Source organism: Streptomyces sp. RLA012 (assembly GCF_056270325.1).
On record NZ_JBWDPA010000002.1, the window covers coordinates 6,675,800 to 6,690,547 of the forward strand.

13 protein-coding genes are annotated in these 14,748 nt (G+C 71.2%); 7 read left to right on the forward strand and 6 right to left on the reverse strand.

Annotation, left to right across the window (positions count from 1 at the left end; genetic code table 11):
• The first annotated feature begins 296 nt into the window (after positions 1-296).
• Positions 297-872 (forward strand): TetR family transcriptional regulator, encoded by a 576-nt coding sequence (locus RV986_RS30760; protein WP_475924491.1) that lies wholly within the window; start codon positions 297-299, stop codon positions 870-872.
• 76 nt (positions 873-948) lie between these two features.
• Here the strand turns inward: RV986_RS30760 and RV986_RS30765 are convergent, their stop codons facing one another.
• Positions 949-1,920: a helix-turn-helix transcriptional regulator gene (locus RV986_RS30765; protein ID WP_475924492.1), complete on the reverse strand. Its 972-nt coding sequence runs from the start codon at positions 1,918-1,920 to the stop codon at positions 949-951.
• Positions 1,921-1,982: 62 nt separating this feature from the next.
• Between RV986_RS30765 and RV986_RS30770 the strand changes: the two genes are divergently transcribed.
• The 5 genes from RV986_RS30770 to RV986_RS30790 all read left to right on the forward strand — a co-directional run bounded on the left by RV986_RS30770 (position 1,983) and on the right by RV986_RS30790 (position 8,207).
• A complete protein-coding gene (locus tag RV986_RS30770; protein WP_475920498.1) occupies positions 1,983-3,563 on the forward strand; it encodes an MFS transporter in 1,581 nt (526 codons plus the stop codon).
• A gap of 197 nt (positions 3,564-3,760) precedes the next feature.
• A complete protein-coding gene (locus RV986_RS30775; RefSeq protein WP_475920499.1) occupies positions 3,761-4,522 on the forward strand; it encodes a DeoR/GlpR family DNA-binding transcription regulator in 762 nt (253 codons plus the stop codon).
• The gene (gene pfkB, locus RV986_RS30780; RefSeq protein WP_475920500.1) at positions 4,519-5,472 is read left to right on the forward strand and encodes a 1-phosphofructokinase; all 954 of its coding nucleotides are present in this window, start codon (positions 4,519-4,521) and stop codon (positions 5,470-5,472) included. Before RV986_RS30775 ends, pfkB begins: the two co-directional genes overlap by 4 nt.
• 226 nt (positions 5,473-5,698) lie before the next feature.
• Positions 5,699-7,765, forward strand: a complete 2,067-nt coding sequence (locus RV986_RS30785; protein WP_475920501.1) for a PTS fructose transporter subunit IIABC — start codon at positions 5,699-5,701, stop codon at positions 7,763-7,765.
• A 184-nt stretch (positions 7,766-7,949) separates the two neighbouring features.
• Entirely contained in the window at positions 7,950-8,207 is a 258-nt protein-coding gene (locus tag RV986_RS30790) for a hypothetical protein (protein WP_475920502.1), read from the forward strand.
• Between the two features lie 17 nt (positions 8,208-8,224).
• Here the strand turns inward: RV986_RS30790 and RV986_RS30795 are convergent, their stop codons facing one another.
• The 4 genes from RV986_RS30795 to RV986_RS30810 form a co-directional block, all read right to left on the reverse strand.
• Positions 8,225-8,974 (reverse strand): DUF6227 family protein, encoded by a 750-nt coding sequence (locus tag RV986_RS30795; protein WP_475920503.1) that lies wholly within the window; start codon positions 8,972-8,974, stop codon positions 8,225-8,227.
• Positions 8,975-9,130: 156 nt separating this feature from the next.
• A complete protein-coding gene (locus tag RV986_RS30800; protein ID WP_475924493.1) occupies positions 9,131-10,309 on the reverse strand; it encodes a L,D-transpeptidase in 1,179 nt (392 codons plus the stop codon).
• A gap of 559 nt (positions 10,310-10,868) precedes the next feature.
• Positions 10,869-11,900 carry a P1 family peptidase gene (locus tag RV986_RS30805; protein ID WP_475920504.1) on the reverse strand — a complete coding sequence of 344 codons (1,032 nt, stop codon included), beginning with the start codon at positions 11,898-11,900 and terminating at the stop codon, positions 10,869-10,871.
• On the reverse strand, positions 11,897-13,141 hold the full coding sequence (locus RV986_RS30810) for a low temperature requirement protein A (protein WP_475920505.1): 1,245 nt from the start codon (positions 13,139-13,141) through the stop codon (positions 11,897-11,899). Before RV986_RS30810 ends, RV986_RS30805 begins: the two co-directional genes overlap by 4 nt.
• A 199-nt stretch (positions 13,142-13,340) precedes the next feature.
• On the opposite strand from RV986_RS30810, the gene RV986_RS30815 reads away from it, so the two are divergent.
• The gene (locus RV986_RS30815) at positions 13,341-13,562 is read left to right on the forward strand and encodes a hypothetical protein (RefSeq protein ID WP_475920506.1); all 222 of its coding nucleotides are present in this window, start codon (positions 13,341-13,343) and stop codon (positions 13,560-13,562) included.
• Positions 13,563-14,195: 633 nt separating this feature from the next.
• Here the strand turns inward: RV986_RS30815 and mscL are convergent.
• Positions 14,196-14,666 carry a large conductance mechanosensitive channel protein MscL gene (gene mscL / locus RV986_RS30820; protein WP_475920507.1) on the reverse strand — a complete coding sequence of 157 codons (471 nt, stop codon included), beginning with the start codon at positions 14,664-14,666 and terminating at the stop codon, positions 14,196-14,198.
• Positions 14,667-14,748: the final 82 nt, after the last annotated feature.

Genomic DNA, 14,748 nt, shown 5'->3' on the forward strand with positions numbered 1-14,748 from the left:
ACTCTTCCAGAGCCGAGCTTCGGCGCCTTCCCCCCCCTGGCGCCGGGGCTCGGCTCCTTTTTCGCCTCCGGCGGGTCCGTGCTGCGATGGTCCGGGCGTGCGGGACGGGCGTGCGGGACGGGCCACCCCGAACCTGAACCCCGGGGTGACCCGGATGGCAGATTGTGCCACAAGGGCATAACCTGCCGTCCGTGACGGGTGCGGAACGGGGTTCCCCGGCGGGGACTGTGGGTGTCGGGGGTTCATCGACCACTGCCGGACCCTCGTTGACGGAGCGGCGCAAGGCCGCCACCCGGCTGGAGATCGCCCGGGCCGCGGCCGCGCTGTTCATGCGGGACGGCCTCAAGGCCACCCGTACCGAGGACATCGCCAGGGCCGCCGGAGTCGCGCCGCGCACCTTCTACCGTTACTTCGCCGCCAAGGAAGAGTGCCTCGCCCCCCTCTTCTCCGCGGGTGTCCAGAAGTGGGCCGAGGCCGTACGCGACGCCCCGGCCGGCCTGTCCGTCGCCGAGGCGCTCCAGCACGCCGTCGTCCAGACCCTCACGCCCGGCGTCGGGGTGCGGCCGGAGTCCATGGAGTGGGTCCGCTCCCTGCTCCGGCTGGCCGAGCGGAGTCCGGCGCTGCTGAGGGTGTGGGGCGAGGCCTGCCAGGGGGCGGAAGGGGCGCTGGCCGCGGTACTGGAGGCGAGGGTTTCCGCGGGCGGCGGCGGGGCCGAGGTGCGTTTCGGCGCCGCGGTGGCCAGCGCGGCGGTGCGGGTGGCGGTGGAGGCCTGGGCCGCCGGGGACGACCCGGCCGACGGCCCCGCCGGACCGGTCGCCCTCGCGGTGCGGCACCTTGACGCGCTGCATGACTTTCCCTGGGGTTCGGTGTAATCGCCCTGGGGTTCGGTGCGAGCGGGCCGGGATGCGGCGGTGGGGTGAAGCGGCGCCCTTCCCGACGGCGGCCACCTCACGAACCGCCCGCCGCCGCCCGGGTCAGACGGCCACCCAACTCCCGTACGAACGTGACCAGTTCCGGCGGCCGGTGCACCGTGAACTCACAGTCGGTCATCGCGATCCGTACCGCCAGCCACTCCAGCGAACCGCTGCCGGAGGCGCGCAGCCGGCAGCTGTGCTCGTCGATCGGCTCGGGCGCGCCGATCCACTGGGGCAGCCGGGCCGCGACGAGCTCGGCAGGTGCGGCGAAGGTGACCTCGAAGTCGTACGTCTCCTGGCGCCCGTACACCGACTGCCGCAGATACTCGGCCGCGCTCCCCGTCGGCAGCTCGCGCGGTGCGAAGCGGGCGCCGGTCGCGAAGGGCTCGGCGACCCGGTCGACGCGGAAGGTGCGCCAGTCGTCGCGATCGAGGTCGTAGGCGACGAGGTACCAGCGGCGGCCGGTGGAGACCAGCCGGTACGGCTCGGCCAGGCGTCGGGACGGGGTGCCGTCCCCGGAGCGGTAGGCGAACCGCAGCCGCTCCCGCCCGGCCACCGACGCGGCGATCACGGTCAGCGTCTCGGGCGCGATACTCGCCCCGTCCCCGCTGGTCAGCGGGGTGGTCGCGGCCTGGAGCGTCGACACACGGTGGCGCAGCCGGGACGGAAGCACCTGCTCCAGTTTGGCGAGGGCCCGTACGGAGGCCTCGTCGACGCCCTCGACGGCGTGCCCGGCGCCGGCCCGCAGCCCGACCGCGATCGCCACCGCCTCCTCGTCGTCGAGCACGAGCGGCGGCATCGCCTTGCCCGCCACCAGCCGGTACCCGCCGTCGGCACCCCTCGTCGCCTGCACCGGATAACCCAGCTCCCGGAGCCGGTCGATGTCGCGGCGGACGGTACGCCGGGACACCCCGAGCCGCTCGGACAGCTCGCCGCCGGGCCATTCGCGGGGCGTCTGGAGGAGGGAGAGCAACTGGAGGAGCCGGGCCGGAGTGTCCGTCGTCATGTTCTCCAGAGTGCCGTACATCTAGGACATGATCTGACCTAGTGGAGCTCTACCTTCGGTCCATGACCTCCACCGAGACCACCCCCAGCAGCCCGGGCGAGCAGCCGCACGGCCCGGCCGCCGTGCCCCCGGCCGCCGTGGCCGACCGGCGGCGCTGGTTCGCCCTCGCCATCGTGATGACCGCGGCCTTCATGGACCTGGTCGACGTCACGATCGTCAACATCGCGATTCCGTCGATCCAGCGGGACGAGGGCGCGTCCTTCAGCCAGATCCAGTGGATCACCGCCGGCTATGCGCTGGCCTTCGCTGCCGGGCTCATCACCGGTGGGCGGCTCGGTGACATCCACGGCCGCAAGCGGCTCTTCCTCGTCGGCATAGCCGGCTTCACGATCGCCTCCGCGCTGTGCGGCTTCGCCGCCAACCCGGAGATGCTGGTCGCCTCGCGCATTCTGCAGGGCGGGATGGCCGCGATGATGGTGCCGCAGGTGCTGTCGATCGTGCACGCCACCTTCCCGGCGCACGAGCGGGGCAAGGTCTTCGGTCTCTTCGGCGCGATCGTGGGGCTGGGCGCGGTGTCCGGACCGCTGCTCGGCGCGCTGCTCACCGAGTGGAACCTCTTCGGCCTGGAGTGGCGGCCGATCTTCCTCATCAACCTGCCGGTGGGCATCGCCGCCCTGATCCTGGGCCGGCGGTTCATCAGTGAGTCGAAGGCCCCGCAGGCCCTCAAGCTGGACCTCGTCGGCGTCTCCCTCGTGACGCTCGGTCTGCTGATGCTGCTCTACCCGCTGACGCGCGGCCGTGAGCTGGGCTGGCCGCTCTGGGGATATCTGTCGATGGGCGGCGCCCTCGTCGTCTTCGCCGCGCTGGTGGCGTACGAGCGGCGGAAGGCGGCGCGGGACGGTTCGCCGCTGATCGAGCTGTCGCTGTTCAAGGTGAAGAGCTTCGCGGCGGGCATCGCCGTGCAGACCGTCTTCGGGGTCGGGCTCGGCATCTTCTTCCTGGTCTGGACGCTGTACATGCAGGTCGGGCTGGGCTGGAGCCCGCTGCGGGCGGGGCTGACCGGGGTTCCCTTCTCGATCGGGGTGTCCGCGGCCGCGGGTATGTCGGTGCAGCTGCTGGTCCCGCGCTTCGGACGCAAGGTGCTGCAGGCGGGCGCGCTGATCATGACGGCCGGGGTGCTGCTCTACATAGGGGAGTCCGAGCGGTACGGATCGGGCATCCACTCCTGGCAGATGGTGCTGCCGCTGGTGGTCATGGGCGTGGGCATGGGCTTCATCGTGGCCCCGCTGACGGACGCCGTGCTGTCGGAGGTGCCGCGCGAGCACTCCGGTTCGGCGTCCGGGCTGATCAACACCGTGCAGCAGATGGGCAACGCGCTGGGGCTCGGGCTGGTGTCCGTGGTCTTCTTCGGCGGGATCGGCGACCGGCTGACCCCCGCCCAGGTGGGCCCGGCCTTTGTGAACGGTTTCCAGCACGCGCTGGGCTGGGTCGCGGCGGTGATGGTGGCGATCTTCCTGCTGATGTTCGCGCTGCCGGGGCGATCCTCCGCGGGCGACGCGGGCGACGCGGGCGACGCGGGCGGCGCGGGCGGCGCGGACGCAGCCGACGTGGCGCCGCAGACGGAGCCGATACTCGTCCCCTGACCGTTGGTCAGGCTTCGGCCGAACTGCCCGGCGGGTTGCGCCCATGCGCAATCCGCCGGGCAGTTCTGTTTCACCCGAAGTCCGTTTGTGCCCACATCGCGCCCGAACCTGTTTACTTTCCGGAAATCCGGGCGTAGCCTCCCGACTGAAACCACAGGTTCGGGCATCAGCACGACGTGAATCGGAGGCGAACGGACATGTACGCACCGGAGCGGCAGCAGGAGATTCTCCGGCTCGCCCGTGACGGCGGCCGGGTGGACGTGCTCTCTCTGGCCGAGGGGTTCCAGGTCACCGCGGAGACCATCCGCCGCGACCTGAAGACCCTCGACCGCGCCGGACTTCTGCGGCGGGTGCATGGGGGCGCCATACCGGCCGGACGCCTGGATTTCGAGCCCGACCTCGCCGAACGCGAGTCCACCGCGGCCGACGAGAAGGACCGCATCGCGCTGGCCGCCCTCGCCGAGCTGCCGAACGAGGGCACGATGATCCTCGACGCGGGCAGCACGGTCGCCCGCTTCGCCGGCGACCTCCCGCTGGAGGCGACGCTCACCGCCGTCACACACAGCCTGCCGATCGCGGCCCGCCTCGCGGACCACCCCGGCATCCAGCTCCACCTGGTCGGAGGGCGCGTCCGACACCGTACGCGCGCCGCCGTGGACGCCTGGGCGCTGCGCGCGTACGCGGAGATCCGTGCCGACGTCCTGTTCGTCGCGGCCAACGGCTTCTCCGCCGAGCACGGACTGACCACCCCCGACCTCGCCGAGGCCGCCGTGAAACGTGCGGCCGTCCGCGCCGCGCGCCGCGTGGTGCTGCTCGCCGACTCCTCCAAGCACGGCCAGGAGCACTTCGCCCGCTTCGGCGACCTGAGCGATGTGGACCTGCTGATCACCGACACCGGTCTGAGCCCCGAAGACGCCACCGACATCGAGCGCGGTGGCACGGAAGTAGTGCGCGCATGATCCTCACCGTCACCCCCAATCCCTCCCTCGACCGTACGTACGAGGTCCCGTCGCTCGACCGCGGCGAGGTCATCCGGGCCACCGGCGAGCGCATGGACCCGGGCGGCAAGGGCGTGAACGTCTCGCGCGCGGTCGCGGCGGCCGGGCAGCGCACGGTGGCCGTACTGCCGCTGGGCGGTGCGCCCGGCGCACTTGTCGCCGATCTGCTCGACGCGCAGGGCATCGAGGTCGCGCCGGTCCCGGTCGCCGGAGCCACCCGCTCGAACATCTCCGTCGCCGAACCCGACGGCACGCTCACGAAGATCAATGCCCCCGGGCCCGAACTCACCCCCGCCGAGGCGGAGCTGCTCCTTGAGACGGTCCGTCAGCAGTATCGTTCCGGCGAGACCGACTGGATCACCTGCTGCGGCAGCCTGCCGCGCGGACTCGCTCCTTCCTGGTACGCCGAGCTCGTCGCCCGCGCCCACGCGGCCGGGGCCCGGATCGCGCTGGACACCTCCGGCCCCGCGCTGCTCGCGGCGCTGCGCGAGCGGCCCGACGTGGTGAAGCCCAACGCCGAGGAGCTCGCCGAAGCCGTCGGGCGCCCTCTCGTCACCGTCGGCGACGCCGTCAAGGCCGCCGAGGAACTGCGCGAGATGGGCGCGGCCGCCGTGCTCGCGAGCCTCGGCGCGGACGGGCAGCTGCTCGTGGACGGCGCGGGCGCCTGGTTCGGCAGCGCACGGGTGGATGCCGTCCGCAGCAACGTGGGCGCCGGTGACTCCTCCCTCGCCGGATTCCTGATCGCCGGCGGCCGCGGCCCGGAGGCCCTCGCCTCCGCCGTCGCCCATGGCGCCGCGGCCGTACAGCTGCCCGGCAGTGTGATGCCGGGCCCGGCCGACCTAGACCCCTCCGGTGTGATCGTCACATCGGAGGTCCCCGTGGACCGCGTACTCACGGAGCCTGCGTCATGACGAACCCAACGGTCATGACGACCCATGCTCCCGCGGCCACGCCCCCTGAACCGGCCCTGATGAGGCGGGGTTTCCCCGGCCCCGCCTCCGCCATCCGCACCACCGTTCACCCCGCGCTCCCCGAGTGCGGCATCCCCGTTGACTCCGCACTCTCCGAGTGCGGTCCCCCCGTCCCCACCCCCGCCCAGTACTTCCCCCGGGCGATACGCGTGCGAAGGAGCCCGCGATGAGCGAGATGATCACCGCGGACCTGGTCGATCTCGACCTGTCCGCCGAGACCAAAGAGGCCGCGGCACGCGCCCTCGCCGAGCGCATGGTGACCCTGGGCCGGGTGACCGACCTCGACGGCTTCCTCGCCGACGTGGCCGCCCGCGAGGCCCAGATGCCCACCGGCCTCGACGGCGGGATCGGTATCCCGCACTGCCGCAGCGAACATGTCACCGAGCCGACGCTCGGCTTCGGGCGCAGCGCGGCCGGGATCGACTTCGGCGCGCCGGACGGACCCGCCGACCTGATCTTCCTGATCGCCGCCCCGGCGGGCGCCGACGACGCGCATCTCACGATCCTGTCGTCGCTGGCCCGCCAGCTCATGAACGCCGAGTTCACGTCCGCGCTGCGGGCCGTGGACGACGCGGCGGCCGCGGCCGCGCTCATCCGCGGGGACGAGTCCCCGGCGGCCGCGGCCGCGAACGCCTCCGAGGGCACCGAGTCCGCTGACGGCTCCCAGGACTCCGTGGCGGTGTCGGCGGCGGCCTCCGCCGACACCGCCACGGGCACCACCACCGGTGAGCGGCCGTTCCGTATCGTCGCCGTCACCTCCTGCCCCACCGGCATCGCGCACACCTACATGGCGGCCGAGTCGCTGGAGAACGCGGGCCGTGCGGCAGGCGTCGAGCTGGTCGTCGAGACACAGGGCTCGGCCGGTTTCACCCGGCTCGACCCGGCGGTCATCGCGGCCGCGGACGGTGTGATCTTCGCGCACGACGTGCCCGTACGGGACAAGGACCGGTTCGCCGGCAAGCCCACCGTGGACGTGGGTGTGAAGGCGGGCATCAACAAGCCCACCGAACTGATCGCCGATGTGCGGGAGAGGGCCGCGCGTGGCGAGGTCACCTCCGGCTCGGCCCCCGCCACGCCCGTCGAGCGCGGCGGTGAGTCCGGTGAGGGCTACGGCACCAAGCTCCGCAAGTGGCTGATGAGCGGCGTGAGTTACATGGTGCCGTTCGTCGCGGCGGGCGGTCTGCTGATCGCCCTCGGCTTCGCGATCGGCGGCTACAAGATCAACAAGGCGCCGTCGGTCATGGACCACTTCCTGTGGACCCAGGCGGACAGCTGGGGCGCGCTGTTCTTCCAGATCGGCGTCGTCTCCTTCGGCTTCCTCGTCCCGGTGCTGGCCGGCTACATCGCCTACGGCATGGCCGACCGGCCAGGTCTCGTGCCCGGCTTCGTCGGCGGCGCGATCTCCCTCACCATCAACGCGGGCTTCCTCGGCGGTCTGGCCGCCGGTCTCATCGCCGGTGGTGTGGTGATCGGGATCCAGAAGGTGAAGATCCCGGCGGCGTTGCGCGGCATCATGCCGGTGGTGGTGATCCCGCTGATCTCCGCGGCGATCGTCGGCTTCCTGATGTTCGTGGTCATCGGCAAACCCATCGCCTCCGCCCAGAAGGGCATGACCGACTGGCTCAACGGACTCACGGGCACCAACGCCGTCCTGCTCGGCGCCCTCCTCGGTCTGATGATGTGCTTCGACCTCGGCGGCCCGGTCAACAAGGTCGCCTACACCTTCGCCACCGCCGGTATCGCGGTCGCGAGCCCCAGCGACTCGGCGATGAAGATCATGGCGGCCGTGATGGCGGCCGGTATGGTTCCGCCGCTGGCCATGGCCCTGGCGACGACCGTGCGCGGCAAGCTCTTCACCCCGACCGAGCGCGAGAACGGCAAGGCCGCCTGGGTGCTGGGCGCCTCCTTCATCTCGGAGGGCGCGATCCCGTTCGCGGCGGCCGACCCGCTGCGCGTCATTCCGTCCGCCATGGTGGGCGGCGCGATCACCGGCTCCCTGTCGATGGCCTTCGGCGCCACGCTGCGGGCTCCGCACGGCGGTATCTTCGTGGTCCCGCTGATCGGCAACCCGTTCCTCTACCTCGTCGCCATCGCGGCCGGCGTCTGCGTCAGCACCGCCCTGGTGGTCGTCCTGAAGGGCATGCGCAAGCAGGCTCCCGAGGGCACCGGTACGGGCGTCGCCGACGCGCCGATATCGACGAACGTCGACTCCAAGGAGCCGGTCGCGGCCTGAACGGCCAACCGAAGGCGGCCGCAGCCAACCGAAGCCGGCCGCAGCCAACTGGAACCGGCCGTAGCCAACTGAATCACCAACCGAATCACCAACCGAATAGCCAACTTCGCGCCCTTTGAGGGCATCTGCGAGATACCTCACGGCCCGGGACCAAGGTCCCGGGCCGTAGTGTCTACTGGAGGGTATGCCTGAGCATGTCTCGATCCCCCAGCTGATAGGCGTGACCGTTCTCGCCCTCGCGACCCTTGTCTGGATCTTCGGCCTCGTACGGCTGTTGACCCAGGTCCGCCTCGATGCCGCCGCACGGGATCACCGCCGTGCGCTGCTGGCCGTGCCCCACCAGCGGCGGTCCGGCCCCGCCGAGGAGTCCGTCGAACTCACCCCCGAGGAACACGCCGCATTCGCCAGCCTGGCCCGCCAGTTCACCAACAGTCGCCCCTGACGCGCGCCTCTGACGCGCTAGCCGAGGCGGGCCGCCCGCCGTTCCATCGCGGCCCGCGCCGCGGCCTCCGTCGGATAGACCTCGCACATGTGCCGTCCGTCCGGCGTCGCCGTGTGCTCGACCTCCCACAGGGAGATCTCCTGGCCGTCGCTGAGCAGGAACGCGTGCTCGTAGAGCGAGAAGCACAGCCCGGCCTGGCCCGCCCGGCAGGGGCGCCCGAAGGCCTGGGTGATCTGGTGCGCGAACGCCGTCCGCAGCAGCACCGTCGTGATGTCGGTCCCCGGCCGGTCCGCGTTCTCCGCGCGCCGCAGCAGCCGCCGTACGTGATCCGCCGAGTCGTCGGACAGATAGGCGTGGCGGGGTTCGAGGACCGGCGACAGATGGACCAGCACGGGCAGTTCGAAGTCCGGTGCGTCCGGCGGCAGCGGCAGCCGGGCGGTGGCGGCGCGCAGCTCCTCCTCGTCGACGTACACCTCGTGCTGCGACTCGCTGCCGGGCGCCGTGTTGTGCACGAGCTCCCACAGCGTGACCGCCGAACCGTCCGCGAGCAGCCAGGTGTGCCGGTAGGTCTCGCGGTGCAGCCCCGCGCTGTGATGCGCGGAGTGCAGCGAACTGTCGTGCGCCAGCGCGCAGTCGAGTCGCCGTATGGCCTCGTCGGGCAGCTCGAAGGAGTTCAGGGCACGGCCGAGGAGCCGCGCGAGGTGCTCCTCCGGAGACTCGGGCGACTCGGGTGGTTCGTACGCTGCTGTCTCGTACGGAACGCTCAAGGTTTCTCCCGGCGTTGCTGCATGTCACCTTGTGGGTGCATACCGTAGCCCCTCGGTGCGACATCATTCCTGTGAACCGAGAAAACGTACGGACAGAAAACGAGAGGGCCGCGCGGGAGGTTCCCGCGCGGCCCGCCAAGACGTCAACGGCTCCCGTCAGACGGTACTTCCCGAGGTCCACGCACTCCAGGACATGTTCCAGCCGTTCAGTCCATTGTCCGGAGAGACGGTCTTGTCCGGCGAGTTCTTGACTATCACGACGTCTCCGACCAGGGAGTTGTCGTAGAACCACTTGGCGGTCGTGTCCCCCTGCGCGCCCTGCACATCGGCCAGACCGACGCATCCGTGGCTGGTGCCCTGCTGTCCGAACGGCGGGTTCCCGCGGTTGTACCAGTAGTTTCCGTGGATGAACGTCCCCGAGGACGTCAGCCGCATCGCGTGCGGTACGTCCGGGATGTCGTACTCGCCGCCGTAGCCGACCGTCGAGCCGTTCATCCGCGTCTGCACGAACTTCTCGGAGATCACCATCTGCCCGTTGTACGTGGTGTGCTCCGGGCTGCCCGCCGAGATCGGCACCGTCTTGAAGGTCTTGCCGTCGCGCAGCACCGTCATGGTCTGCGTGTTGACGTCGACCGTGGAGACCTGGGAGCGGCCGATGGTGAAGGTGACCGTCTTCTTCTGCACCCCGTAGACACCGTTCGCGCCCTGGACGCCATCCAGATCGATCTTCATCGTGACCTTGGAACCGGCCTTCCAGTACGTCTCGGGCCGGAAGTCGAGCCGCTGCGCCCCGAACCAGTGCCCGACCACCTGCTGCCCGCTGCTGGAGGTGACCGTGATGTGCGACTGCACGGCCTTCTGGTCGCTGATCACCTTGTCGAAGTTGAACGACACCGGCATTCCGACCCCGACCGTGGTGCCGTTGTCGGGCGTGTACGTCCCGATGAAGCTGTTGCTCGAAGAGACCGTGGTGAAAATGGAGTTCGCGGCGGCCGTCCGTCCGCTCGCGTCCTTCGCGGTGGCGGAGATCTGGTACTTCGTTCCGCGCTCCAGCTGCGCCTGCGGCTTCCAGCTGCCGCCGTCCGCCGCGATCGCCCCCGGCACCGCCGTCCCGCTCCCCGCCACGGTCATCTTCACGTCGGTCAGCTTGCCGTCGCTGACCTTCACGCCGGTCGCGTTGATGGACGCGCTCGTCGAACCGTCCTTGGCCGAGATGGCGATCTTCGCCGTGGACGTCTTGGCCGAGCTGCCGCCGTTCTTGCCGCCGTTGGCGTCGGTGTTGGTCTTGGCGTTGGCGTCACCACCGCAGGCGGTGAGGGTGAGGGCGCCGACCATCAGGGCGGCACAGGCCCCCAGTGCGCGCCGCGCTGTCCTGTTCGGCGTTGCCACGGGCTGCTCCAGTTTCTAGTGATGTGCGTGATCCGCTCCAGTGCGTGGAGAAAGAGCGAGCGGCGACGTGAAGGGTTCCCTCTGTCCCCACCTATCACCGTGCGGTGACAGAACCAGGACAATCCCTGGGTGCCCGCACACCGAACCCCCATGCCGACGGGCCGACTTGGAGTCTTGGAGCCTTGGAGTCACGGAATCGGCGGAGCAGGTCATCAGCGGCGGGGAGTCACTGTGGGCGCCGATGACCCACCCCGGGACGAAACAGCGACCCAGCTCACTGCCCGGCAGTTCGCCGATCAACGCCAGGGCCCGCCGGGCCCGCTCCGCTTCCCACAGGGCGACGCCCTCCCCGACCAGGTCCTCCCCACTGCGTTACCCCGGCACGGCGGTGATCCGGACGACCTCGATCAGCTCGGTCTTCTCATGGCACGCGGAAGCAGCATGCGCACAGGGCCACGGATCACGCCGCCGCATGCCAGAAGCGAGCGCACCCCGCGACCACCGGCTAAGCCCTCCCGTACAGCTCCCCGTACGAGGGCCACAGCCCGCCCGGCCCGTCCACCGACTCCGCCGCCCGCACCGCGCGGACGATCGCCCGGGTCACCAGGTCCGCGCCCGCCGCGAGGATCTCGTTGAGCGCGAGGGGGTTGTCCACGGCGAGCGGCCGGGCGCCCGTGGCCAGGGTGAAGACCGTGTCGCCGTCGTTCAGCAGATGCACCGGCCGTACGGCGCGCGCGATGCCGTCGTGCGCGGTGCCCGCGAGCTTGTGGGCCTGTGCCCGCGTGAGGTCGGCGTCGGTGGCGACGACGGCGAGCGTGGTGTTCAGCGGCGGCGGCGCGTTCTTCGCGGCGGCCTCGGCGAGCCGCCGCCGCGCCGCCTCGTGCACCTCGGGCGCCGGATACGCCGTACGCCCGCCTCCCAGCAACTCCCCGTACAACACCCCCGTTTCCGGATCCACCGCCGAACCCGCCGCGTTGGCCACCACCAGCGCGGCCACCGTGATCCCCGAGTCGAGCACGACGCCGGCCGTTCCGATCCCACCCTTGATCGACCCGATCGTCGCCCCCGTCCCGGCGCCCACGCAGCCCTCCGGCACCCGGGCGCCCGGCTCGCTCGCGTCGGCCGCCTCCACCGCGGCCCGGCCCGTGGCCGCGTCCGGCCTCGCCCGGAAGTCGCCACCGCGGCCCAGGTCGAAGACACAGGCGGCCGGCACGACCGGCACGACGTGCGCCGGATCGCCGCCCACCCGCACCCCGCGGCCGCGCTCCTCCAGCCAGGCCATCACCCCGGACGCCGAGTCCAGCCCGTAGGCGCTGCCCCCGGTCAGCACGATCGCCTCCACCTTCTGCACCAGGTTGCGCGGGTCGAGCGCGTCGGTCTCCTTGGTGCCGGGCCCGCCGCCGCGCACGTCCACGGCCGCGACGGCGCCGCCCGGGGGAGCGAGTACGACCGTGGTGCCGGTGAGCCAACCGTCGCCGGTACGCGTCGCGTGTCCCACGCGCAGCCCCGCGACATCCGTCAGAGCGTCAACTGTCATGCCTCCAGTGTTTCCCGCCCCGCGGCCCCCGCTCTCTCCCGCTTGACCGTCCGAGATGTCAGGATCACCCCGACCACCACCGTCAGCGCCGCCACGATGCCCGCCGCGAGCACCGCCCAGTCGCCCAGGAAGGTGCACAGAATCACCAGCAACGCGGCTGTCGGCAGGATGAGTTGCTCCGTGACGCCCACCCTGAAGTGGCGGGCGTGCAGCAGCCACACCGTGAGGAAGTACAACGCCGTCGGCAGCGTCACCGCGGCGGACGCGGTGAGGGTCGAGATGTGCGCCTTGCCGACCGCCTGCTCGACCGCGACCTCCAGCCCCGCGCCGATCGCCGCCGCTGACGTGAAGATCACATAGTGGCCGTAGCCCCACAGGAACGACTGTCTGTTGGACCGCAGGTGCCCGTGGATGGGCACCACGAAATAGATCCACCAGGCCGCGAAGACGATCAGCAGTCCGCCGGCGGCGATCGGCAGCAGTTCACCCAGCGCGTCATGCTCGTCCAGCGCCGATTTCACCGCGGCCGTGGACGCGGCGATCGCCTCGCCCAGCACGATGATCGTGAACAGGCCGAACCGCTCGGCGATGTGGTGCGGATGCCAGGACGTGACGAAGTCCTTCTCCGCGTAGATCGGGACGCACATCTCGGCGATCGCCATCACCAGGAACACCCAGGCGCGGTCGGGCTTCGGCAGGACCAGCAGCCCCAGCCAGCCGATCTGGCACAGCAGCACGCCACCCGCGTACCGCAGCGCCATGGTTCTCTCGCCGCCCTCGGTGCCGCGCGCCACTCGCAGCCATTGCGCGATCAACGCGAACCGCATGATCACGTAGCCGAGCCAGATGGCCAGGTACACATGGCTCTCGAACGCCTGAGACACCCCGGCGGCGAACACCAGGACTCCGGCGATCTGCACCAGGGTCACGAGCCGGTAGAGCGCGTCGTCGTTGTCGTACGCCGAGGCGAACCAGGTGAAGTTCATCCAGGCCCACCAGATGGCGAAGAAGAGCATCGCGTAGTTGAGGATGCCCTCGCCCGCGTGTCCCTCGGCCATGGCGTGCACCAGCTGCGAACCGGCCTGGGCGATGGCCACGACGAAGCACAGGTCGAAGAAGAGCTCCAGTGGCGACGCGACCCGGTGCGCCTCCTCCCGCCTCCGGGCGGTCATTCTGCGCAGGGGCCCGAGCCGGGCGGTCCTGGGCGTCGGTGCGGGTTCGGAAGCGGCACTGGACGTCATGCGGCCAAGCACAGCAGAAAAGAGCTCCTGTCGCCCGGGCTTAGCTCCGCGAACCCCGGCCGTACCGGTGGCTGTGCCTCGGATCGTGCCTCCGGCCGTACCGGTGGCTGTGTCTCCGGCTGCAGCGGTGGCTGCGCCTCCCGTCGTGCCGGTGGCCGGGTCGGGGTGGGCCACCACGCTCGCGTCGTACCCTGAACGCATGAGTACCGCCCCCGTCCCCGCCCCCGAGCCGCGTGATGCGCCCGAGCCGCGCGATGCCCCGAAAACTCGCGGTCCGAAGTCCGCGCTGGTCTTCGACGACCCGCTGAGCCAGCAGTCCTCGGACGACACGGACCGAGGCTGGGGCGAGCAGTCCGGCGGCGACGACAGCGCGGCGGACCTGAAGCGCTTCCTCGACGAGAAGCCGCCCCACCACCTCTGAGCCGAGCACCCGGCCGGCTGTACGCCCGCGTCGTGTCCACGAGCGTTGGCCTGCGGTCCAGGGCTGCTGGTCCCGGGGCCATGAGTGTTGGCCTGTGGTCCTGGGGCGGGCGTGGGTCCCGGGTTCATGAACGTCGGCCTGCGGTCCGCGGCCGCAGCTCCCGGGCCCACGGGCGTTGGCACGCGGCCCACGGTCGCCGGCCCACGAACGCGGGTGCCCAGGCTGCGGCTTCCGGCTCCGAGGCCGCGGAGGCGGCAACCGAGGGCGCGGAGGCCGGCCCCAAGGGCGCGGAGGCCCGCCCAGCGTGGCCGAAGGCTCTCCGGCAATGCCTGATCCGGTCCTCCGGCGTCCAGTGCGCGCCCCCGGGCTCCCGGAGCCGCCCCCCAGGCGTCCAGCGCAGGCCCCCGGGCTTCCTGAGGCGCCCCTCGGCCTCCCTGCGTACGCCCCCGAGATTCCAGAGCCGACCCCCGGGCCCCCGGGGCAGGCTTCCGGACGCGGACTTCTGGAGTCGCTGCCCGGGCCTTCGGGGCCCCGACTCCGGGCCTTCGGGGCTGGATACCGGGGCTTGGGGGGCGGCCCCGAGCCTGTGGAGACGGGTCCCGGGGTTTTCGGGGTGGGCCTCGGTGTCTGGCGCTAGTTCTGGCTGTGGTTCGGCCCGCGCTGGGCCACCAGGGCGTCGCGGATCTCCTTGAGCACCTCCAGCTCGGACACCTCGATGACCTCCTGCGCGCCCTCCTTCGCCTTCTGGCGGGCCGCCTGGCGCGCGAGGTACTTCGACATCGGCAGGACCATCAGGAAGTACACGACGGCCGCGGTGATCACGAAGCTGAGCGTGGCGCCCAGCACCGAGCCCCACAGGATCCGGACGCCCGTCGCGGTGTCCCCGCTGCCGGTGCAGGGGCCCTTTATGCAGGAGCTGTAGCTGTCGAGGTTCTGCGTGCCGATCGCACCGACCAGCGGGTTGATGATGCCCTTCACCACCGAGTTGACGATGTTGGTGAAGGCCGCGCCGATGACCACCGCGACGGCCAGATCGATGACATTGCCCCGCATCAGAAAGGCCTTGAAGCCTTCCAAGACGCCGGATTGCTTCTTCTCGCTCACCAAGAGGCCCCTCTGCACAAGTTGTGGAACAAACAGCTCCGCAACCTACGGCAGGGCGCGCCGGGCCAGTCCCATCGGGTAG